General features: G+C 74.5%; 18 protein-coding genes. 9 read left to right on the top strand and 9 right to left on the bottom strand.

Annotated features, from left to right (window positions below; translation table 11 throughout):
* Positions 1–41 precede the first annotated feature (41 nt).
* On the top strand, positions 42–656 hold the full coding sequence (locus tag ACIQG9_RS20780) for a DUF1349 domain-containing protein (protein WP_400404715.1): 615 nt from the start codon (positions 42–44) through the stop codon (positions 654–656).
* 86 nt (positions 657–742) lie between these two features.
* Positions 743–1,414, top strand: a complete 672-nt coding sequence (locus ACIQG9_RS20775) for a DedA family protein (RefSeq protein WP_400404713.1) — start codon at positions 743–745, stop codon at positions 1,412–1,414.
* 13 nt (positions 1,415–1,427) lie between these two features.
* On the opposite strand, the gene ACIQG9_RS20770 is transcribed toward ACIQG9_RS20775, so the two are convergent.
* From ACIQG9_RS20770 to lysX, 8 genes are all read right to left on the bottom strand, one after another.
* Positions 1,428–2,987 (bottom strand): cellulose binding domain-containing protein, encoded by a 1,560-nt coding sequence (locus ACIQG9_RS20770; protein ID WP_400404711.1) that lies wholly within the window; start codon positions 2,985–2,987, stop codon positions 1,428–1,430.
* A 167-nt stretch (positions 2,988–3,154) separates the two neighbouring features.
* On the bottom strand, positions 3,155–4,564 hold the full coding sequence (locus tag ACIQG9_RS20765; protein WP_400404708.1) for a chitinase: 1,410 nt from the start codon (positions 4,562–4,564) through the stop codon (positions 3,155–3,157).
* 152 nt (positions 4,565–4,716) lie between these two features.
* Positions 4,717–6,135, bottom strand: coding sequence for a carbohydrate-binding protein (locus tag ACIQG9_RS20760; RefSeq protein WP_400404705.1), 1,419 nt, complete (start codon positions 6,133–6,135; stop codon positions 4,717–4,719).
* A gap of 78 nt (positions 6,136–6,213) precedes the next feature.
* Positions 6,214–6,948 (bottom strand): YidC/Oxa1 family membrane protein insertase, encoded by a 735-nt coding sequence (locus tag ACIQG9_RS20755; protein WP_400404703.1) that lies wholly within the window; start codon positions 6,946–6,948, stop codon positions 6,214–6,216.
* An 82-nt stretch (positions 6,949–7,030) separates the two neighbouring features.
* The gene (locus ACIQG9_RS20750; RefSeq protein WP_400404701.1) at positions 7,031–7,345 is read right to left on the bottom strand and encodes a DUF6412 domain-containing protein; all 315 of its coding nucleotides are present in this window, start codon (positions 7,343–7,345) and stop codon (positions 7,031–7,033) included.
* Positions 7,346–7,355: 10 nt separating this feature from the next.
* Positions 7,356–8,216, bottom strand: coding sequence for an alpha/beta fold hydrolase (locus ACIQG9_RS20745; RefSeq protein WP_400404699.1), 861 nt, complete (start codon positions 8,214–8,216; stop codon positions 7,356–7,358).
* The gene (locus tag ACIQG9_RS20740; protein WP_400404697.1) at positions 8,213–8,875 is read right to left on the bottom strand and encodes a DUF998 domain-containing protein; all 663 of its coding nucleotides are present in this window, start codon (positions 8,873–8,875) and stop codon (positions 8,213–8,215) included. The genes ACIQG9_RS20745 and ACIQG9_RS20740 overlap by 4 nt, the downstream gene beginning before the upstream one ends.
* Complete coding sequence (lysX, locus tag ACIQG9_RS20735; RefSeq protein ID WP_400404694.1) at positions 8,872–12,237, bottom strand: bifunctional lysylphosphatidylglycerol synthetase/lysine--tRNA ligase LysX; 3,366 nt, start codon at positions 12,235–12,237, stop codon at positions 8,872–8,874. The genes ACIQG9_RS20740 and lysX overlap by 4 nt, the downstream gene beginning before the upstream one ends.
* Positions 12,238–12,450: 213 nt before the next feature.
* Here lysX and ACIQG9_RS20730 point away from each other — a divergent pair, with 213 nt between their 5' ends.
* The 4 genes from ACIQG9_RS20730 (at position 12,451) to ACIQG9_RS20715 (ending at position 17,589) form a co-directional block, all read left to right on the top strand.
* Positions 12,451–13,590, top strand: coding sequence for a glutamate--cysteine ligase (locus ACIQG9_RS20730; RefSeq protein ID WP_400405180.1), 1,140 nt, complete (start codon positions 12,451–12,453; stop codon positions 13,588–13,590).
* A gap of 72 nt (positions 13,591–13,662) precedes the next feature.
* Positions 13,663–15,033: an FAD-dependent oxidoreductase gene (locus ACIQG9_RS20725; RefSeq protein WP_400404692.1), complete on the top strand. Its 1,371-nt coding sequence runs from the start codon at positions 13,663–13,665 to the stop codon at positions 15,031–15,033.
* Between the two features lie 145 nt (positions 15,034–15,178).
* Entirely contained in the window at positions 15,179–16,132 is a 954-nt protein-coding gene (locus tag ACIQG9_RS20720; RefSeq protein WP_400404690.1) for a hypothetical protein, read from the top strand.
* 590 nt (positions 16,133–16,722) lie between these two features.
* Positions 16,723–17,589 (top strand): aminoglycoside phosphotransferase family protein, encoded by an 867-nt coding sequence (locus ACIQG9_RS20715; RefSeq protein WP_400404688.1) that lies wholly within the window; start codon positions 16,723–16,725, stop codon positions 17,587–17,589.
* Positions 17,590–17,781: 192 nt separating this feature from the next.
* Here ACIQG9_RS20715 and ACIQG9_RS20710 read toward each other — a convergent pair whose 3' ends face one another.
* The gene (locus ACIQG9_RS20710; protein ID WP_400404686.1) at positions 17,782–18,591 is read right to left on the bottom strand and encodes an Fpg/Nei family DNA glycosylase; all 810 of its coding nucleotides are present in this window, start codon (positions 18,589–18,591) and stop codon (positions 17,782–17,784) included.
* A 308-nt stretch (positions 18,592–18,899) separates the two neighbouring features.
* Between ACIQG9_RS20710 and ACIQG9_RS20705 the strand changes: the two genes are divergently transcribed.
* The 3 genes from ACIQG9_RS20705 to rocD all read left to right on the top strand — a co-directional run bounded on the left by ACIQG9_RS20705 (position 18,900) and on the right by rocD (position 22,270).
* Positions 18,900–19,832, top strand: coding sequence for a thrombospondin (locus tag ACIQG9_RS20705; RefSeq protein WP_400404684.1), 933 nt, complete (start codon positions 18,900–18,902; stop codon positions 19,830–19,832).
* Between the two features lie 411 nt (positions 19,833–20,243).
* Positions 20,244–21,059 carry a dimethylargininase gene (ddaH, locus tag ACIQG9_RS20700; RefSeq protein WP_400405177.1) on the top strand — a complete coding sequence of 272 codons (816 nt, stop codon included), beginning with the start codon at positions 20,244–20,246 and terminating at the stop codon, positions 21,057–21,059.
* Entirely contained in the window at positions 21,056–22,270 is a 1,215-nt protein-coding gene (rocD, locus tag ACIQG9_RS20695) for an ornithine--oxo-acid transaminase (RefSeq protein ID WP_400404682.1), read from the top strand. The genes ddaH and rocD overlap by 4 nt, the downstream gene beginning before the upstream one ends.
* The last annotated feature ends 54 nt before the right edge of the window (positions 22,271–22,324 follow it).

Genomic DNA, 22,324 nt, shown 5'->3' with positions numbered 1-22,324 from the left:
GCCGCCGGCCCGGCGGGCCGGTGACCGGGTACGGTGCCGGGATGGCTGATCATGCGACGGACGGGTCCCGCGCGGTGGGCTGGGACGAGGGCAAGTGGCTGCACCCACCGGTACGGGCGGAGCTGGCCGACGACGGCGGCCTGCTGGTGGAGCCGGGCGCGGAGAGCGACCTCTGGCGGCACACCGGCTACGGCTTCGTGCACGACGACGGGTCGGCGCTGCTCGCGCCGCTGCCCGGCGGCAGCGCGGTCGAGGTCAGTTTCGTGCTGGACTACACGGCCCAGTTCGACCAGGCCGGGGTGCTGGTCCGGGTGGACGAACGGAACTGGGTCAAGACCGGGGTGGAGATCAGCGACGGGCTGCCGCAGGTCGGCGCGGTGGTGACCCGGGAGGTCTCCGACTGGTCGGTGGCGCCGGTGCCGGAGTGGAGCGGCCGGGAGGTGACCGTGCGGATCAGCCGGGACGGCGACGCGCTCACCGTCCGGGCCCGGGCCGACGGCGGGCCGTGGCGGCTGGTCCGCCTCGCCCCGCTCGCCCCGGACGCGGCGGCGCTGGCCGGGCCGTTCTGCTGCTCACCGACCCGGGGCGGGTTGACCGTCCGGTTCACCGGCTGGCGGCAGGGGCCGGCCGACCGGGAGCTGCACCCGGCGGACTGAGGCTGGTGGGCCGGCTCACCGTCAGGTGTGGGCCCCGGTCGGGTGGGTACCACTGTCCGATCCCGCCGGCCCCTGGAAGGACGCCCATGGCTCTCGCCCAGAACGTCGACCCGAACCAGTTCAGCGGGCTGACCGGGTGGGTGGCCGACGTCATCGACTCCCTCGGTGCGGTCGGCGTCGCCTTCCTGGTGGCGCTGGAGAGCATCATCCCGCCGATCCCCAGCGAGATCGTGCTGGCGATGGCGGGCTACCTCGCCGCCACGGGCCGGTTCAACCTGGTGCTGATCGTCCTCGCCGCGACGGTCGGCTCGCTGGTCGGCGCGCTGGTGCTCTACTGGCTCGGCACGGCACTCGGTGAGGACCGGCTCAAGCGCTGGCTGGACCACCTCCCCCTGGTCGACCGGGACGACCTGGAGAAGGCCGACCGCTGGTTCGAGCGGCACGGCCGGTGGGCGGTGCTGATCGGCCGGCTGGTGCCGGTGGTCCGCAGCCTGGTCTCCGTGCCGGCCGGGGCGAACCGGCTGCCGATGGGCGAGTTCGTCCTGCTCACCACGCTGGGCAGCGGGGTGTGGAACGCGCTGATCGTCGGCCTCGGCTACACGCTGGGTTCCCGCTGGCAGGACGTGGAGCGGTACAGCGACTGGTTCAACTACGCGATCTTCGCGATCTTCGCCGTCATGGTCGTGGTCTGGGCGACGAAGAAGGTCCGCCGGCGGCGGGCGCGGCGCGACCGGCAGTCGGTGACTGCCGGCCGCTGACCGCGTACGCCGCTCAGTACTGCGCGGTGATCGAGGTGAACTCCCAGGTGTTCTGGGCGATGCCGGAGCAGTTGGCGACCACTCCCCCGCCCGCACACGGACGGTCCCGGTTGACCGACCAGAAGGTGAACCGGGACAGGCCACGGCTCTTCGCCCAGTCCCGGATCTGGGTCCAGGTGGCCGGTGAGGTCAGCTCCTGCTGGTCGGAGAGGCCGTTCATGCCGCTGATGCCCATGTGCGCGTACGCGGTGGCGTCGGACCAGCCGAAGGCGTTCTTCAGGGTGGTCTTCAGCCCCTCGGAGGCGTTGACCGTGTTCTGGTACATGTTCGCCCCGCCGCCGAAGTCGAACGGCATGATCGTGAAGGTGTCGATGTTCGCGCCGAGCGCGGCGGCCTGGTTGACCAGCCGGGTGCCGTAGTACGACGGCCCGGTGGTCGAGGTGCCGAACGTGACGATCGTCTTGATCCCCGGGTTGTTCTGCTTGACGATCTTCAGCGCGCCGAGGATGCGGTCCTGCACCGCCTCGTTCTCGAACTCGTCGCTGTTCTCGATGTCGATGTCGATCGCCTTCAGCCCGTACGCGTTGATGACCTGCTGGTACGCCCCGGCCAGGGCGGTGGCCGAGGAGCAGTTAGGGCCGAGCTTGTTGCCGCTCCACCCGCCGAAGGACGGGATGACGTCACCGCCGGCCGCCCGGATCGCGGCGATGGTGCTGGCGTGCGCGCCGCCGGTGAGCGGGCCGCTGCCGTCCCACGCCGGGGTGCAGCCGCCGCCGGAGAGGACGAACGCGATGGTGAACCACCTGACCCCGGTCGCCCCCATCACCGTCGACGGCGCGGGCGGGTCGCCCCAGCCCGGGTAGAGGTACGGCGCGGCGGCCATCGCGGTGTTGCCGCCGGTGCACCCGGTGGTGGTGGCGGAGACCGGCGCCGACTTCGCCGACTCCCCCGTCGAGTTGTACGCCGTCACGGTGTAGCTGTGCCCGGAGCAGGCGGCCAGCCCGGAGACGGTGGCCGAGGTGCCAGTGACGGTGGCCTTCACGGCCGTGCCCTCGTACACCCGGTAGCCGGAGACGGTGCCGGAGACGGCGTTCCAGGCAAGCGCGACCGAGGTGGCGGTGGTGCCGGTGACCCGCAGCCCGCCCGGGGTGGCCGGGCCGGACGGGTTGCCACCCCCGCCGGTGCAGCCGCCGCCGTTGACCGTGCAGTTGGTCGGGTCGCCGGTGCCGCTGACGACGAAGCCGAACGAGGTGCTGGCCCCCGGGGCGAGGGTGCCGTTCCAGGACTGGTTGAGGGCGGTGACGTGCTGGCCGGAACTGGTCAGCCGGGCGTCCCAGAAGGAGCCGACGGAGTTGCCGGCGGGCAGGTCGAACTGGACGTTCCACGAGCTGATGCTGGTCGAGGTGTCGTTGGTGACGGTGAACTTCGCCTCGTACCCGCTGCTCCAGCTTGAGGTGCGGACGAAGGCGGCGGTGGCGGCGGACGCGGCCGGTACGGCCACGACGGTGCCCGCGACGAGGGCGGCGGCGAGCGCGACGGCGAACGTCGCCGCGCGTGGGGAGCGGAGTTTCACGGCTGGCCTCCAGGGACCGGTGGTGGGGGTGCGCCCGGGTGGGCGGGGTGGAGCGGCCCAGGTGGGTGGGCCCGGTGGTGGCGGGTGGGGCCCGGGGTGCGGGCCGTCGCGGGTTGCCGGCGGGGTGAGCCGGCGGCCGGCGGGGCGGCGGTGGGCCGCCCGGCGCGTCAGGGCAGGGTGGCCAGGTGCGGCTTGACGGTGCGGGCGAAGCCGTTGCCGTTGCTGACATCCCAGTTGACCGACCAGGTCATCGCGCCCCGGATGGCCGGGTAGCTGCGCGGTGGCCGGAAGCTGCCGCAGTTGGTGCCGGTGGCCAGGCAGTCCAGCGCGGCGTTGACCACGCTCGGGGCGACGATGCCGCCGCCGGCCGCGCCGGGGCCGGCAGGCAGGCCGAGACCGACCTGGTCGGGGCGGAGCCCGTTCTCCAGTTGGATGCAGGCCAGCGCCACGATGAAGTTCACCGTGCCCTGGCTGTACGCGGCGTTCTGGTCGCAGCCGAGCATCGCCCCGGAGTTGTAGAACTGGGTGTTGACGACGGTGAGGATGTCCCGGATGTCGAGGGCGAGCTTGAAGTAGCCGGAGCCGGGCGACTGCATGTCGATGGTCTGCGGAGCCATCGTGATGATCAGGCCGGCGCCGACCTTCGCCCGCAGGGCGCGTAGCGCCTGGGCCATGTACGTCGGGTTGAGCCCGTTCTCCAGGTCGATGTCGACGCCGTCGAAGCCGTACCGCTGGATCAGGGCGTACGTGCTGTCGGCGAAGGCGGTGGCCGAGGCGGCGTCGTTGACGGCCACCCGGCCGGTCTCGCCGCCGACGGAGAGGATCACCCGCTGGCCCCGGCCGCGCAGGGTCCGCACGTCGGCGGTGAACTCGGCGTCGGGGTAGCCGCCGAGGGAGGCGGCCAGGCCGGGGTCGACCCCGAAGGTGACCGCGCCGGGGGTGCTGGTGGCCTCGGCGAAGGCGACCGCGACCAGGTCGTACTGGGTCGGCACGTCGCGCAGCCGCAGTTCGACGGCCGGGTTGTCGAAGTTGTGCCAGTAGCCGGTGAGCAGGTGCTTCGGCAGGTTGCCGGTGGGCGGGCCGGTGGTCGGCGGGGGCGTGGTGGGTGGGCGTGTCGTCGGCGGGGGTGTCGTCGGCGGGGCGGTGGTCGGTCGGGGCGTGGTGGGGGTCGGGGTGGCGCCGCCGCCGCAGGGCGCACCGTTGAGCAGGCAGTTGGTCGGTACGCCGGGGCCGCCGGCCAGGAAGCCGAAGCTGACCGAGCCGCCCGGCGCGACGGTGCCGTTCCAGGTCCGGTTGGTGAACGTGTACCGCTGGCCGGAGCTGGTGAGCAGCGCGTCCCAGTAGGTGCCGACGGTGGTTCCGGCGGGCAGGTCGAAGGCGAGACTCCAGCCGGCGAGGGTGGTCGGCCCGCCGTTGGTGATCGTGTACTTCCCCTCCCACCCGGTGCCCCAGTCGGACGTCTTCACGAAGCTGGCGCTGACCCCGGCGGCGTACGCGGGCAGCGTCACCCCGACCGCGCCGAGGGCCACCGCGAGGCCGGTGACCAGCGAGAGGAGCAGTGTTCGGGAACGCGTCATGCGGCCCTCCAGGCGGAATCAATCCATGGGCGTCTACGTCAGGGCCTATTATTAAGAGTGTTAACTGTTTCTGTCCAGAGCCCGCCGCGAAGTCGACCGACGCAGGGCGAGGGGTCCACGCCGGGCGGCGCGGACCCCTCGGACGACCCGGCTCAGCGCCGGAAGGTGAACCAGTTGACGTTGACGAAGTCGGCACCCTGGCCGCTGCTGAAGGTGAGGTACACGGCGTGCCGTCCGGTCACCGCCGTGACGTTGCCGGGCACCGAGCGCCAGCTCTGCCACCCGCCCGTGTTGCCGACGGCGAAGCTGCCGATCGGGGTGCCGGTCGGGCTGTCCAGCCGCACCTCGACCAGGCCGCTCACCCCGCCCGCCGCCCCGGAGGCCACCCGGGCCACGAAGTCGCGCGGCGCGGCGGCACCGAAGTCCACGTTGTCGTACCGGGCCCAGTCGCCGTTGCGCAGCGCGGCGATGTTCTGCCCGCCCTCGGCGCACGCCTCGACGAGCACGCCGTTCTGCGCCGAGAACGCCTCGGCCTGGATCGTCCCGTACGCGTCGATGCCACCGGACGGCGGCGGCGTGGTGGTCGGCGGCGGGGTGGACGAACCCCCCTTGCGGTAGACCGCCACGTAGTCGACCAGCATCGGCCGGCCGGACACGGTCGAGGCGGTCGGCGTGGTGTAGCCGGCCACCCCGTTCGGGAACGAGCCGCCCATCGCCACGTTGAGCAGCAGGAAGTAGCCGCCGTGGCCGGTCATCTGGGTCCAGTACGGCTCACCGACCTGGGCCTGGCTGACGGTGTGGAACAGTTGCCCGTCGACGTACCAGCGCAGTTGTTGCGGGCTGACCGAGGTGTCCCACTCGGTGCGGTAGGTGTGGAACGTGGACTGGCAGCTCCCGCCGGGGCAGGCGCGGGTGTTGCTCAGCCCGTTGAACTCGTTGCACGGGCCGCCCGGCGCGACGCCGCAGTGCAGGGTGCCCCAGACCTGGTTGAGGCCGTTGACGTTCTCCATCACGTCGATCTCGCCGACGCCCGGCCAGTTCTGGTAGTTGCCCCGGTAGGGCGCGCCGAGCGACCAGAACGCCGGCCAGTACCCGGCCGCCTCGGCCCCGGTGACGTTGGGCATCTGGATCCGCCCCTCGATCGCCAGCACCCCTCCGGCCGAGGGCTTGAAGTCGGTGCGGACGGTCTCGATCCGGGCCGAGGTCCACCGGCCGGCGGAGTCCCGCAGCGGGGTGATCCGCAGGTTGCCGGCACCGTCCTGGGCCAGGTTCGCGGTGCTGTTGGTGTACGTCTGGATCTCCCCGGTGCCCCAGTTGGCCGGGCCGCCGGGGTAGCTGGTGCCGGTGTCGACGATCCAGTTGGCCGAGGAGGGCAGGGTGCCGGCCGCACCGGTGAAGTCGTCGCTCCACGCCAGGCTCCAACCGGTGGCCGGGGGCGGGACGGCGGCCTGGGCGGTGACCGAGACGCCGGCCAGCGCGGCGGTGACGGCCAGGACGGTGGCCAGGGCGAGCCGACGGCGTGAGCGGCGCGCGGTGGCGGGGACGGCCGGAGCCGCCGGAACAGGATTCATCGGGATGCCTCTCTGCGCGGGGACGGGAGCAAGAGAGCGCTCTCTGAGCGGTTTTCTACGCTCCCGCCCCGACACTTGTCAACGTCCGTCGATGGCTTGCGCCGGTGCGAGCTGCGGTCGACGCAGCACCGCCTGCTCCCCGGCCGTCCACGCGGTGGTGGTCACCAGGTACAACACCGCCGCCAACGGCACGATCAGCGCCACCAGCACCGTCCCGTACGGCAGCAGCGGCACCAGCCGGGCCAGCACCGCCGGGCCCTCCCCCGGGCTGCCCGCCAGCGCCGCCGCCCGCTTCGCCCGCCGGGACAGCAGCCGGGCCAGCCCGAGCAGCACCAGCAGCAGCACCCCGAAGACCAGCAGCACCGACGGCGACACCCCGTCCCCCAGGTGCCAGCCCAGCGGCACCCCGGCCAGCTTCTCGTCGAGCAGCCCGGCAGCACCGTCACCGGTGGCGAAGAGGCGGTACATGACCAGGAAGAACGGGGCCTGGAGCAGGGTCGGCAGGCAGCCCGCCACCGGCGACGCCCCGGCCTGGCGGTAGAGCGCGAACAGCTCCGCCTGGAGCTTCGCCGGGTCGCCGGCGTACCGCTGCTGGAGCTGGCGGACCTCCGGGGCGAGCGCCGCGCGACGCCGCTCCCCGCGGACCTGGGCGACGGTGAGCGGCGAGATCAGCAGCCGGACGGCGACGGTGAACAGGACGATCGCGGCGGCGGTGGCGACCCCGCCGGTCAACGGGGTGAGCAGGTCGGCGAGCCAGCCGACGGCGGCTCCCGCGACGGTGGCGGCGTCGTGCACGGGTGAGAAGGCGAGCATGGGTGAACCCCTCGGTCCGATTCCGGATGTCCCCCGACGGGGACGGATGACGACGGAATCGGCCGGGCGGCGGCGCGCGGGATCAGCCCGCGACCGGACGCCACCCGACCGGGAGGGGACGCCCCGGCGCGCGGGGGCGGGGCCGGCCCGCCGCGTCCGGATCGACCTGGCGGGGCACCCGGCGACGCCGGGCCCGCTCCCGCAACCCGACCGCGCGGCGCCCGCCGTGCGGCGGGCCGGCCGCCGCGCGGGGACGGGCCGCCAGCAGGGCGGCGAGCAGCAGCGCGGCCAGCACCGCCGCGCCGGCCAGCAACTCGGCCGGCCGGTCCGCGAACAGCGTCAACTCGGTGAGCGCGTACGCCCACAGACCCGTCACCGCCACCAGCAGACCCGGCACGGGCACCAGCCTAGAGCCCGCTGTCACGGTCCAGCACCGCGACCGTGGCGGCCACCACCTCCGGATGGTCCCGGTGCAGCAGGTGCCGGGCGTCCCGGAACACCTCCTGCCGGCCCGCCGGGAAGCCCTCGGCCAGCCGGGCGTGCCCGCGCCGCCACGCCGCCCGGGCGACGGGCCGGTCCACGTCGCCGAGCGCGGTCAGCACCCGCACCGGCAGCACCGGCGGGGCCGTGGCCGCCCGCACCGCCACCAGCTCCGCCGCCATCGCCGGATACGTCGACCACTCCACCAGCACCCGGGCCAGCACCGCCCCGGAGCCGTACCACGCCGCCAGGGCCGGATCCGGCGGGCGGACGCTCATCCGGCGCACCGCCCGCGTCCAGGCCCACGGGCCGAGCCGACCGGCCAGCCCGGACCGGTCGAGGAACCCGGCCAGCACCGGCCCGGCGGACACCACCGGTCGGCCCGCCCACCTCGACAGCCGGCCCCACGCCACCGACTCCACCACGCTCGGGTCCACCAGCACCAGGCCGGCGAGCCGCCCCGGACGCAGCCGGGCGTACGCCTCGGCGGGCAGCGCCGCCGCCGAGTGCGCCACCAGCACCGGCCGACCCAGCACCGCCACCGACGCGCCGATCCGGGCCACCTCCCCGGCCAGCGTGGGCACCCGCCCGACGTCCGGCCGCCCTTCCCGCCCCAGCCGGGCCACCCGGAACCCGGCGGCGGCCAGCAACGGGGCCAGCGGGTCCCAGGTCGCCGCCCGGTCGCCCATCCCGGCGCAGAGCAGCACCGACGGCCCCCCGCCGGGCGGGCCCAGCGGCCCGGAGCCGGGTGACCCGGCCGCCACCGGCCGGCGATCCGGGCCGGTCACCGGGCCGCCGCCCCGGGCCGAGGGCCCCAGTGGGCGACCGCGCCGGCGAGCAGCAGCCAGCCGGAGAGGCCGACGAGCTGGACCCGCTGCCACAGCCCCAGCCCGAACCCGGGGTCCACCGAGGCGACCAGCGTCCCGACGGTCCCCACCGCCAGCACCACCGCCACCGCCAGCCCCGGCCGACGGCGGGCGGCACCGCGCAGCACCGTGAGGATCGCCACCATCGACAACAGCCCGCCGGTCACCGCCACCGCCGAGGTGACGGTGTGCGCCTGGTGCCGCCAGGAGAGGTCGCCCAGCTCCTCCAGCCGGGCGCAGCGGGCGTCCACCGACGGGGCGCAGTCCATCGAGGTGTACCCGCCGTCCAGCGCGGTCGCCACCCCGAACAGCACCGCCCCCCACCAGGCCGGCCAGGGCATGTCCCGGGCCACCCGGGCCAGCACCAGCCCGGCGACCGCCGCGCACAGCCCGGTCGCCACGTCCCCGAGCTGGAAGAACAGGTGGTACGGCTGGTCCCGGGCAGCCAACTCACTGAGATAGCCGCCGACCAGCCCCAGCCTCGGGTTGAGCACCGGACCGAACAGCCAGGACGCGTAGAGCACCGCCGCCAGCGCCAGCGCCACCGCCGGCACCGCCCGGGCCGACCGGGACCGGTTCACGACGAGGACTCGCGGACCATCGGGAACGGCAGCGTCTCCCGGATCGACCGGCCGGTCAGCAGCATCACCAACCGGTCCACGCCCAGCCCCAGCCCGCCGGTCGGCGGCATGGCGTACTCCAGCGCGGTGAGGAAGTCCTCGTCCAACTCCATCGCCTCCGGGTCACCGCCGGCCGCCTTCAACGACTGGGCGGTCAGCCGCCGCCGCTGCTCGGTCGGGTCGACCAGCTCCGAGTACGCGGTGCCCAGCTCCATCCCGAACGCCACCAGGTCCCACCGCTCGGCCAGCCGGGGGTCCTGCCGGTGCTGCCGGGTCAGCGGCGACACCTCGATCGGAAAGTCCAGGTAGAAGGTGGGTACCTCGGTCGCCGCCTCGACCAGCCGCTCGTACATTTCCAGCAGCACCTCGCCGCGCTCCCAACGCGGGTCGTACGACACCCCGGCGGCGTCGCAGAACGTGCGCAGCGTGGCCACCCCGGTGTCGGCGGTGACCTCCTCGCCCAGCGCGGCGGAGACCGCCTCGTGCACCGTACGCACCGGCCACTCGCCGCCGATGTCCACCAGCTCACCGCTGCCCGGGTGGCGGGCCAGCGGGGTGCCGTGCACCGCCACCGCCGCCGCCACGATCAGCTCCCGGGCCAGCTCCCGCATGTCGTGGTAGTCGGCGTACGCCTGGTACGCCTCCAGCACGGTGAACTCCGGGTTGTGGCTGAAGTCGACCCCCTCGTTGCGGAACACCCGGCCCAGCTCGTACACCCGCTCGACACCGCCCACGGCGAGCCGCTTCAGGTACAGCTCGGGGGCGATCCGCAGGGTCAACCGCAGGTCGTAGGCGTTGCTGTGGGTGACGAACGGGCGGGCGTTGGCGCCACCGTGCACCCGTTGCAGAATCGGCGTCTCCACCTCCAGGAAGTCCCGGGCCACCAGGGTCCGCCGCAGGCTGTCCAGGGTGGCGCCGCGGGCCCGCAGCAGGTCCCGCGCCTCGGTGCTGGTCGCCAGGTCCAGGTAGCGCTGGCGGACCTTCGCCTCCGGGTCGGCCAGCCCGTGGTGCTTGTCCGGCAGCGGACGCAGGCACTTGGCGGTGAGCCGCCAGTCGGCCACCCGCACCGACACCTCACCCCGCCGGGTCGCGTACACCTCGCCGGTCGCGCCGACGTGGTCGCCGATGTCGACGGTGGCCCGCCACCGGTCCAGCTCCCGCTCCAGCACCAGTTGCAGGTCGCCGCTGCCGTCCCGGACGGTGACGAAGCAGACCCGGCCGTGGTCGCGGACCAGGAGCACCCGCCCGGCCACCGACACCGTCTCCCCGGTGCCGGTGTCCGGCGCCAGCCCGGCGTGCCGGTCCCGCACCGTCGCGGCGCTGTCGGTACGCGGCCAGCCCACCGGGTACGGGTCGACGCCCTGGGCGCGGAGCCGGTCCAGCTTCGCCCGGCGCACCCGGACCTGTTCGGGCGGCTGCTCGCGGGCCGGTTCGGGGCTGACCGCGTGCACCGCGCCCGCGTCCGGCGGGACGAAACCCACCCTGCCGCCGGTCGGTGGCACCCCGGACAGCGGGGACGGCCGGCCACCGGGCAGGGCCAGGAAGCCCTCGGCGACGGCACCGGCCAGACCCACCCGGGCCAGCTCCCGCCGCTCCCCGAAGCAGAGGTAGCGGGGCGTCCAGTGCGGCTGGTACTTGGCGTTGGACAGGTACAGCGACTCCAACTGCCACCAGCGGGAGAAGAACAGCAGGGTACGCCGCCAGAGCCGGATCACCGGGCCGGCGCCGATCCGGGCGCCCTGCTCGAAGACCGACCGGAACACGGCGAAGTTCAGCGACACCCGCTCGACACCCAGCCGGGGGGCCGCGCCGAGCAGCGCGACGACCATGAACTCCGTGACGCCGTTGTCGGCGGTGCGGTCCCGGCGCATCAGGTCCAGGGACAGCCCGTCGGTGCCCCACGGGCTCAGCGACACCAGCGCGCGCACCCGGTCCGCCCCGTCCCGCGCCTCGACCAGCACGCAGTCGCCGTCGGCCGGATCGCCGAGCCGGCCCAGCGCCATCGAGAAGCCCCGCTCGTGCTCGGTGTCCCGCCAGCGGGTCGCCAGGCCGGCCAGTTCGGCCAGCTCGGCCGGGGGGATCTCGGCGTGCCGGCGGACCCGGGCGGTGTAGCCGACCCGCTCGACCCGGTGCACCGCCTGCCGGACCGGCCGCATGTCCCGCCCGTCCAGGTCGAACTCCCGGGCGACCAGGATCGCCTCGTCCCCCAGTTGCAGCACCTTCAGCCCGTGCCGGTGGTACGCCCGCGCCCCGGCCTCGCTGGCGCCCATCACCGCCGGGGTCCAGGCGTACTCGCGGGTCTGTTCCAGCCAGGCGGTGATCGCCGGCCCCCAGGCCTCCGGGTCGCCGACCGGGTCGCCGCTGGCCAGGCTCACCCCGTTGACCACCCGATAGGTGAGCGCCGCCTTGCCGCTGGGGGAGAAGATCGCGGCCTTGTCCCGTCGGGTGGCGAAGTAGCCGAGCGAGTCCCGCTCCCCGTACCGGGCCAGCAGTTCGCGGATCCGCTGCTCCTCGTCCGGGTGCAGCACGGCGGCGGCCCGCTGCGAGCGGAGCAGGGTGAACAGGCCGGCGAGGAAGGCGATCGCGCCCATCCCGCCGAGCAGCAGGTTGACCCAGCCGGGGGCCTGCCCGTGCCGGGTCACGTCCAGGCTGATCGCCCCGCCGAACACCTTCTCGATGGCGTACCCGAGCCGGTCCAGCCAGCTACGCAGGCTGCCCGGCACGGCGGTGAGCAGCAGGTAGCCGACCCCGACGGCCGCTGCGGCCAGACCGAAGAAGAACCCGAGGGCACGCCGGGTGCTGCCGCTGCGGACCCGGGCGTAGAACTCCCGCCGGGCCGCCAGCAGCAGGGCCAACGCGACGGCCGAGAAGCCGATGCCCACCCAGACGCCGACCGTCTCGATCAGGTTGAAGATCCGCCGCCCGGCGTCGTCGGTGAGCCGATCGGCCCCGATGGTCAGCAGCAGCAGGGCGGCCAGCACGCCGACCACCAGGCTGACGGCGAAGTAGCTGACCAGCACCCAGTACGCCAGCCGCTTGCGGCGCAGCAGCGCCGAGGCGAGCGTGCCGATGAACACCGCGTACGCCAGGTTGGCCGGGGCCGGCACCAGCAGCGTGTCGATGGTGGTGCGGACCGGCTGGAACTCCGCGCTGGCCGCGCTGCTCACCGCCGCCAGCGCGCAGATCGCGGCGATGAACCAGAGCATCGTCGCGAAGATCCGGGGCACCTGCCGCCGCCAGTCCGGGCGGGGCGTGGCGGCCGGGCCGCCGGGGCGGGCGGGTGCCGCCGCCGGTACGGCACGGGACGCGGTCGTCGGGGTCACCTGACCTCCCTCGCTCGCCCCCGCCGGTCGGCCCGGTCGGCGGGCCGTCGGCGGCGGGGTGCACCCGTGGCACCCGTCGGCGGACGGGCCAATGGTAAGCATCCGTCGGTACCGCACGCCGTGTCGCGTTTCCCCCGCCGGACACCCTGGGTAATGGGCGGTCAGCACCGCGGCGAACCCGCCGCGACCGGTACGGGACGGACGGTGGTGGCGATGGCCAGCGGGGTGGCGGCCCGGGAAGTGGCCCCGGCACGGGCCGGTGTCGACCGGCTCACGGTCGGGGTGGAGGAGGAGTTCCTCCTGGTCGACCCGCACACCGGCGCCGCGGTGCCAGCCGTCGAGCTGGTCATGGCGCAGGTGCCGGCCGAGCTGCGCGGCCAGGTGGAGCGGGAGTTCCAGACCAGCCAGATCGAGATCGGCAGCCCACCCGGGCTGGAGCTGAGTTCGATCCGGCACTCGCTGTCGGTGCTGCGCGCCGCGCTGGCCGACGCCGCCGAGCGGGCCGGCGTACGGCTGCTCGCCGTCGGCACCGGCCCGGTGGCCGGCCCGGTGCCGCCGGTGGTCGACAAGCCCCGCTTCGACCGGATGATCGAGCGGTTCCGGCTGCTGGTGCCCGGCCCCGGCAACAACGGCATGCACGTGCACGTGGGCGTCCCCGACCCGGACACCGGGGTACGGGTGCTCAACCACGTCCGGCCGTGGCTGCCGGTGCTGCACGCGGTGACCGCGAACTCCCCGTTCGCCGGGGGCGTCGACACCGGCTACGCGAGCTGGCGGTCGGTCGAGTGGGAGCGCTGGCCGTCGGTGGCCCCCACCCCGTTCCTGGAGTCGCACGAGCACTACGGGCGGCTGATCCGGCAGTTGATCGCCAGCGGGGTGATGCTCGACGAGGGGATGCTCTACTGGTACGCCCGGCTGTCGGCGAAGTACCCGACGGTGGAGATCAGGATCGGGGACGTCTGCCCGTCGGTCGACGACGCGGTGCTGGTGGCCGCCCTGGTCCGGGCGCTGGTCGCCACCGCGATGCACGACGTGGCGGCGGGCCGCCCCCCGGTGAACACCGACCACCACCTGCTGGTCGCGGCGCACTGGCGGGCCGCCCACGACGGGCTGGAGGGCGCGGGCGTCGACCTGGCCACCGGTGAGCTGCGCCCGGCGTGGGAGCTGCTGGACCGGCTGGTCGACCGGGTCCGCCCGGCGCTGGTCGCGCACGGCGACCTGACCGAGGTCACCGACCTGCTCGGCGGGTTGCGCCGGCACGGCAGCGGGGCGGCCCGGCAGCGGTCCGTCTTCACCCGGACGGGTCGGCTGGAGGACGTGGTCGCGGACGTCGCGCGGCAGACCCGTGGCTGACCCGCGCGGCAGACCCGTGGCTGACCCGCGCGGCAGACCCGTGGCTGACCTGCGCGTGAAAGACTGGGCACCGTGGCACAACGGCTGATCGTCGTCGGTGGGGACGCCGCCGGAATGGCGGCCGCCTCCCAGGCCCGTCGCCGCCGGGGGGCCGACGACTTGGAGATCGTGGCGTTCGAGCGGGGGCACTTCACCTCGTACTCGGCGTGCGGCATCCCGTACTGGATCAGCGGGATGGTGCCGGAACGGGACGCGCTGATCGCCCGGGACCCGGCCACCTTCCGTGCCGACTTCGCCATCGACGTACGGCTGCGTACCGAGGTCACCGGCATCGACCTGGACCGGCGGGAGGTCACCGCCCGCCGGCTCGACGACGGCGGCGAGGTCCGCGAACGGTTCGACACCCTGGTGTACGCCACCGGCGCGCTGCCGACCGTGCCCGACTGGGCGGCCGGCGACGTCGAGGGCATCTTCGGCATCCAGACCCTGGACGACGGCGCGGCGCTGCGCGCCTGGCTGGAGGGCACCCCGGCGCCCCGCCGGGCGGTGGTGGTCGGCGGCGGCTACGTCGGGGTGGAACTGGCCGAGGCGCTGATCGAGCGGGGTCTCACGGTCACCCTGGTCGAGCAGGCCGAGCAGCCGATGTCCACCGTGGACCCGGACATGGCCGGCCTGGTCGTCACGGCGATGCGGGGGCTCGGCATCGAGATCCGTACCGGGACGGCGGTGACCGGGGTGCGGCAGCGCGAGGGCCGGGTGTCCGCGGTGGTCACCACGGCCGGCCCGGTGCCGGCCGACGTCGTGGTCCTGGGCCTGGGGGTACGCCCCAACACCGGGCTCGCCCGGGCCGCCGGCCTGCCGCTCGGCCCGACCGGCGGGATCCGGGTGGACCGGCGGATGCGGGTGCCCGGGGTGCCGGACGTCTGGGCGGCCGGCGACTGCGTGGAGACGCTGCACCGGGTCACCGGAATGCCGGTGCACATCCCGCTCGGCACTCACGCCAACAAGCAGGGCCGGGTCGCCGGGATCAACATCGGCGGCGGGTACGCCACCTTCCCCGGCGTGATCGGCACCGCCGTGACGAAGGTCTGCGACCTGGAGGTGGGCCGTACCGGCCTGCGGGAGCAGGACGCCACAGCAGCCGGCTTCGAGTTCGTCTCGGTGATCGCCGAGTCGACGAACCGGGCCGGCTACTACCCGGGGGCCCGGCCGATGACGGTCAAGCTGATCGCCGAGCGTCCCACCGGGCGGCTGCTCGGCGCGCAGATCGTCGGCTGGTCCGAGGCGGCCAAGCGGATCGACGCGCTGGCCGTGGCGCTGTGGAACGAGATGACGGTGGACGAGATGACCGCCCTCGACCTCGGCTACGCCCCGCCGTACGCCCCGGTCTGGGATCCGGTGCTGATCGCCGCCCGCAAGGCCGTCGACGCCCTCGCCCGCTGACCATCGCCACCAGCATCCCGCCCACGGCGCCCTACCGCCCGCTGGCCCGGCGCGCGATGCCTCGCCGCCCGCTGGCCCGACTTTGGGTGCGGTTGTTGTCGTCGGGACGACAACAACCGCACCCAAAGTCGGGTGGGATGGGGCGATGCGGATGCCGGGCGACGACGCGTCGGGGTTGGACTGGCTGCTGTTCACCCAGTCGGGAGTGATCACCTGGGGTCAGGCCACCGCCGAGTTGAGCCCGGCGGCGGTCCGGCACCGGCTGGCGACCGAGCGGTGGCACCGGGTCTGCCGCGGCGTACTGCGTGTCGGCGACCAGCATGCGCCGTTCAGCACCGAGCAGCGGTGGTGGGTGGCGGTGCTGGCGTCCGGTGCGGGCTCGGTGCTCGCCGGGCTGGCCGCCGCCCGGGCCGGCGGGCTACGCGGCCAGTTCAGGTACGAAACGGTCGACGTCCTGGTGCCGCACGAGCGTCGCGCCGCCGACCTGCTGCGCCGGCTCCCGCCGGGGCTGCCCGCCGTCCGAGTGCGCCGGACCCACCGGCTGCCCGCCGAGGACCGGCAGCGGGGCCACCCGGACCGCACCGGCATGGCCCGCTCGGTGCTGGACGCGGCCCAGTGGGTCGGCACCGACGAGCAGGCGCAACAGGTGTTGGCGGCGGCCTGCCAGCAGCGCCGGGTGACCCCCGACGAGATCGGCGCGGTGCTGGACCGGATGCCCCGGGTCCGACGCCGGCCACTGATCCGGCAGACGCTGCGGGACATCGCGGGTGGGGCCGAGGCGCTCTCGGAGATCGACCTGATCCGGCTCTGTCGCCGGCACGGCCTGCCACCGCCCCAGGGGCAGGAACGGCGGCGGGACGCCAACGGGCGGGTACGCTACCTGGACGCCTACTGGCGACAGTGGGGTCTGCACGTCGAGGTGGACGGCGCGCACCACATGGACGTCCGGCACTGGGCGGCAGACCTGCGCCGGCAGAACGGGGTCTGGATCTCCGGGGACCGGATCCTGCGGTTCACCGCCTTCGACGTACGGCACCGGCCCGACGAGGTGGCGGCGCAACTACGCGCGGCCCTCACCGCCGCCGGCTGGCACCCGTGACCGTCCCCGACACCCGTCGACCGCGTGCCACAGCGGACGGCCGGAGCATCTCCGGTTCCGGGGGCACCGGAGAAACTCAGGAACATCAACACCGCTGGTCGCCAGCGTCACCGCGAAACACCGCCGAACTTCCCCGCGTGCCCGATGCGATCTTCGCCATCCTCTCCTCGCCCGTGTCCACGACACCTTCGACACCCGTCGCCGACGGCACCGACCCCACCCGCACGCCGCGACAACCCGACAAGGGCCGCGCCGGAGCCCACTTCGGGTGCGTTTCTTGTCACTGGGACGACAAGAAACGCACCCGAATACACCGCACCCGACCACCGGCGAGGTGGGGAGAGCAGTAGCCCGGACAGCGGCGGTAGCCGCGCGGGAATCGGCATCCGCCGATCGTCGGCGTGAAATCGGCATCCGCCGGGCCGTCGGCGCGGGAAAGCGGGGTTCCACCAGCCGTCGGCGTGGGGAATCGGCATCCGCCCGGCCGACCGCGCAGGCATCGGCGTCCCCCGGCCGTCCGCGGGGAATCGGCGTCCGTCGGCGCGGGAATCGGTTTCCGCCGGTCGGGGGGTGGCGACCAGGATGGGCGGGTGGAGATTCCGGCAGGGTTGTCCTGGGTACGGCGGGTGCCGACCGGCCCGGCATGGCTGGCGGCGCTGCCCCGGTGGCGCGACGAGTGCGCCCAGCGCTGGTCGCTGCGGCTCGGCCAGCCCTTCCCGTACGCGTTCGCCTCGCTGGCGATGCCCGCGGTACTGCCCGACGGCACGGCGGCGGTGCTGAAACTCCAGTACCCGGACCCGGACAGCCGGCACGAGGCCGATGCCCTGGCGCGCTGGGACGGCGACGCGGCGGTCCGGCTGCTCGCCCACGACCCGCAGCGGCGGGCGCTGCTGGTGGAGCGCTGCCGGCCCGGCACACCCCTGCACGAACTGCCGTCCGACGCCGCGGTGGACGTGGTCGCCGGGCTGCTGCCCCGGCTGTGGCGTCCGGCCGGCGCTCCGTTCACTCCGCTCGCCGAGGAGGCCGCCGGCTGGATGAGGCACCTGCCGGAGAAGTGGGAACGGGCCGGCCGGCCGTACGAACGGCGGCTGGTCGACGCGGCGCTCGACCTGCTCGGCGGGCTGGTCGGCAGCCAGGGTGAGCAGGTGCTGGTCAATCAGGACCTGCACGCCGGCAACGTGTTGCGGGCCACCCGCGAGCCGTGGCTGGTGATCGACCCGAAACCGCTGGCCGGCGAGCGCGAGTTCGCCGTCGTGCCGATCGTGCGCGGCCCCGAACTGGGGCACTCGCCCGAGGCGCTACGGCGGCGGCTGGACCGGGTGACCGGCGCGCTGGACCTGGACCGGGAACGGGTACGCGGCTGGACCATCGGTCACTCGCTGGCCTGGAGCCTGGCCGGCGAGACCGTCTTCACAAACCAGGTCGAGGTGGTCCGTTGGCTCGTCGACGGCACCTGAGGTGTCGCCGGCCACATATTCGCTGGTGGTGACGGCGGTTGCGCACCTCAAATCTCCTCCATCCCGACCTGCCTGCTGCCCGAGGTGAACCGCAGCCCGGTCCGCAGCGCACCGCACCCGCACCCGCAGCCGCAGCCGCAGCCGCAGCCGCAGCCGCAGCCTGCACGATTGCCGAGCGCGGCGGACGGTCGGTCAGCCGGGTTGGCAGGTGGGACACCAGTAGAGGTTGCGGCCGACCAACTCGCCCCGGCTGACCGGGGCGCCGCAGACGTGGCAGGGTGCGCCGGGGCGGCGGTAGACGTACACCTCGCCGCCGTGCCGGTCGACGCGGGCGGCGCGGCCCATCGCCTCGGGCAGGTGGGCGTCGCGGACGGTGTCGATCCGGCCGCGCGCCACCGCCAAGGTCATCAGCTCCGCCAGGTCGGCCCACAGGGCGGTCCAGCCGGCCGGGGTGAGCCGCCGGCCGGGCAGCGTCGGCGGCAGGCCGGCCCGGAACAGGGCCTCGGTGACGAAGATCAGGCCGGTGCCGGCCACCACGGACTGGTCCAGCAGCAGCGCGGCGAGCGGGGTGGGGCTGCGCCGGATCCGGGCGTACCCGCGGTCGGGGTCGGCGTCGGCGCGCAGTGGATCCGGGCCGAGCCGGCCGCGCAGCGCCGCCACCTCGGGCGGGGTGAGCAGTTCGCAGGCGGTGGGTCCGCGCAGGTCGAGCCAGTGCCGGTCGCTGGCCAGCCGGAGCCGGACCTGCCCCACCGGTACGGGCGGCTCGCCGTCGCCGTCGGTGAACTTCCCGTACAGGCCGAGGTGGACGTGCAGGGTCAGCTCGTCGGCGTGGTGGTGCAGGAGGTGCTTGCCGTACGCCTCGGTGCCGTCGAGGACGGTGCCGGAGAGCCGGGCAGCGCCCTCGGCGAAGCGGCCCTGCGGGCTGACGGCGGTGACCTTGTCGCCGACGAACAACTCCGCGTGCCGGGCCGCCAGGCGGTGGATGGTGTGTCCCTCTGGCACGGGCACCAAGGGTAGTCAGGCCACCGGACCCCGCCACGACCGACACCGCCCGCGGCGGGCACCACCGCGCACCGCCGCGCAGCGCCGGGCACCGCCGGGCACGGCCGAGCAGCGGGGCACCGCCGGGCGGCGGGCACCACCGCGCACCGCCGGGCACTGCCGCCCGCCGGGCGCGCTGTCGATCGGTATGGAGCCAGCCCCGGCGGCCGGAGTGTGGTGGATCGATGCACGGGGTACATCCGGGTCGTTCCCGCGTGGCTGCCACCGGCCCTTCCGAGGGCTCCACGCATCGACAAGGAGGTGTAGTGGTGAACATTCCTTCGCTCTCGCGTCGCCGGACGGCGCAGGACAGCAGCCGCCAGACAGTGCAGGACAGCAGTCGCCGAACGGTGCAGGACAGCAACGGTGACGGCGTGGTCGACGCCCGCGACGAACAGCCGGTGGTGACCGACCGGGACGCCGACCGGACGACGTACCGCAGCGGGGCGTCGGCCACCGACGGCGAGCGCGAGGCCGACGTGGAGCGCCGGGCCGCGGAGCGCGGCGCGCTGGCCCGGGCGGCGACCGCCCGCAGCGCCGTCGACGGGACGCGGAGCGCGGCGGCCGGCCGGCCGGCGACCGTCGACGACGGGCCGCGCACGCCCACCGACCCGGTCCGGGTCTCCGACGCCGGGCCCGTCCGCACCGCACCGCGCCCGGTGGACACGGACCGGCCCGCCGGCCGCAGCCGGACGCTGCCCGCCGAGCCGGCCGACCCGGACCGGACCACGCCCGCCGCGCCGGCCGGCCGGGACCGGACCACCACCACCCGCCCGGTCGACCCCGAGCGGACCACGACCACCCGGCCGGGCGACCGGGACCGCGTCGGGGCCGACGCCGACGAGGTCCGGCCGGAGCCGCCGGTGGTGGCCGGGCCGAAGCCGCGGGCCAGCCTGCTGGCCACCCTCGGCCTGATCGTCTCCGTCGCGGGCGCGCTCTTCGTGCTCACCGGCACGCTGGCCGGTTACGGCATCGCGCTGGGCGCGCTCGGCGCGGTCTGCTCCGTGCTCGGCCTGATGGCGACCCGGCGTCGGCACGTGGCCGGCACCACGGACGCGCTGATCGGCATGCTGGTCGGTCTGGCCGCCGTGGTGCTGGGTGTGGTGGCGTTCACCGGCCAGTTCGACTGGCCGACCACCGACGGTGACTGGGTGGCCCGGTGCCGCGAGTGGCTCGACTCACAGTTTGCGAATTGGTTCTGACGGGCACATTTCTCCCCGCCGGCGGTGCGCCGGCGACGCCCGACCAGCCTGGTGGTTCACCAGCCGGGTACGCATCCTCTCGGGGGCGGCGGTTCGCCGCCCCCGAAGCGCGTCCGGGGCCGTCACCTCCACGGGTGGCGGCCCCGGCGTCGTTCGGCGCCGCGTCACGTCGCGGTCCCGGACGGAACGCCGCTGACCTCGGCGCCGGCGGTCCCTACGGCTGACGCCCGACACGGCGAGCGCGAACGCAACGGATCGTCGTGCCGGAACCCTGACACGCAACGTTCCGCTGCGGTACGCAAGTCTCGGCGGTGGATGTCGTGCACCCGCGCCGCATACCGTTGACCAACGGCGCCAGCCCGTGGGCCACGGAGGCCGGGCGCGCCCGACCCCCAGGAGCAGGACATGACGATGGACGCCACCAGCCAGCGCTTCCTGATGTGCCGGCCGACGTACTTCGCCGTCGACTACGCCATCAACCCGTGGATGGACCCGACCGCGCCGGTCGACGCCGACCTGGCGATCCGGCAGTGGGAGCGGCTGCGCCAGACCTACCTCGACCTGGGCCACACCGTCGAGCTGATCGACCCGGTCGCCGGCCTGCCGGACATGGTCTTCGCCGCCAACGGCGGCACGGTGATCGACGGCCGGGCGATGGCGGTGCAGTTCCGCGACCCGCAGCGCGCCGACGAGGCCCCCGCCTACCGCGCCTGGTTCGAGGCCGCCGGCTTCGAGCTGTACGACCCGAAGCACGTCAACGAGGGCGAGGGCGACGTCCTGCTGGTCGGCGACCACCTGCTCGCCGGCACCGGGTTCCGCACCGCGCACGCCTCGCACGCCCAGTTGCAGGAGGTCTTCGGCTACCCCGTGATCACCATGCAGCTCGTCGACCCGCGCTTCTACCACCTGGACACCGCGCTGACGGTGCTCGACGAGCGGACCGTGGCGTACCTGCCGGAGGCGTTCTCGCCCGGCAGCCGGGCGGTGCTGCGCCGGCTCTTCCCGGACGCGATCCACGCCACCATGGCCGACGCCGAGGTGCTGGGCCTGAACGCGGTCAGCGACGGCCGGCACGTGGTGCTGCCAACGCAGGCCACCGACCTGGCCGCGAAGCTGCGCGACCGGGGCTACCAGACCATCGGGATCGACCTGTCCGAGCTGCGCAAGGCCGGCGGCGGACCGAAGTGCTGCACGTTGCGACTTCGTCAGGGAAAGGCAAGCAAGTGATCGAGGACATGCTGCGGACGCCGACCGCGGTCCGGGACGCGGAGCGGTACACCGCGCACAACTACCACCCGCTGCCGGTGGTGATCTCCTCCGCCGAGGGCGCCTGGCTCACCGACGTGGACGGCCGCCGCTACCTGGACTGCCTCGCCGGCTACTCGGCGCTGAACTTCGGTCACCGGCACCCGACGCTGATCCGGGCCGCGCACGAACAGCTCGACAGGCTGACCCTCACCAGCCGGGCGTTCATCCACGACCAGTTCGCCGACTTCTGCCGGGAGTTGGCCGCGCTCTGCGGCAAGGACCTGGTCCTGCCGATGAACACCGGCGCGGAGGCGGTGGAGACCGGCATCAAGGTCGCCCGCAAGTGGGGCTACCAGGTCAAGGGTGTCACCCCGGGCCGGGCGAACATCGTGGTCGCCGAGGGCAACTTCCACGGCCGGACGACCACCATCGTCAGCTTCTCCACCGACTCCGACGCCCGGGCCGACTTCGGGCCGTACACGCCGGGCTTCACCGTCGTCCCCTACGGCGACCTCGACGCGCTGGCCGCCGCGATCGACGAGAACACCGTCGCGGTGCTGCTGGAGCCGATCCAGGGCGAGCAGGGCGTGGTGCTGCCGCCGGCGGGCTACCTGCCGGGCGTGCGCCGGGTCTGCACCGAGCGCAACGTGCTCTTCATCGCCGACGAGATCCAGTCCGGCCTGGGCCGGACCGGCCGCACCTTCGCCTGCGAGCACGAGAACGTGGTGCCGGACATGTACCTGCTGGGCAAGGCGCTCGGCGGCGGCATCGTGCCGGTGTCGGCGGTCGCCGCGAACGCCGACGTGCTCGGCGTGCTGAAGCCGGGCCAGCACGGCTCGACCTTCGGCGGCAACCCGCTGGCCTGCGCGGTCGCCACCGAGGTGGTCCGGCTGCTGGCCACCGGCGAGTTCCAGCGCCGCTCGGCCGAGTTGGGCGAACGGCTGCGGGCCGGCCTGGCGGGGCTGCTCGGCGAGGGGCTGGTCGCCGTCCGGGTCCGCGGCCTCTGGGCCGGCGTCGACATCGATCCGGCGCTGATGAGCGGCCGGCAGGCGTGCGAGCGACTGATGGAGCGGGGGGTGCTGGCCAAGGACACCCACGGCTCGACCATCCGGCTCGCCCCGCCGCTGGTGATCACCGAAGCGGAGATCGACCACGCGGTGGCCCAGCTCGCCGCCGTACTGGCCGGCTGACCCCGTACGACGACGGCGGGCGTCGGGACCACGGTCCCGACGCCCGCCGTCGTC

Source organism: Micromonospora sp. NPDC092111, assembly GCF_044755745.1.
Classification (GTDB): domain Bacteria; phylum Actinomycetota; class Actinomycetes; order Mycobacteriales; family Micromonosporaceae; genus Micromonospora.
The sequence above is the reverse complement of the archived record's forward strand: the minus strand, read 5'-3'. Positions and strand labels throughout refer to the sequence as shown.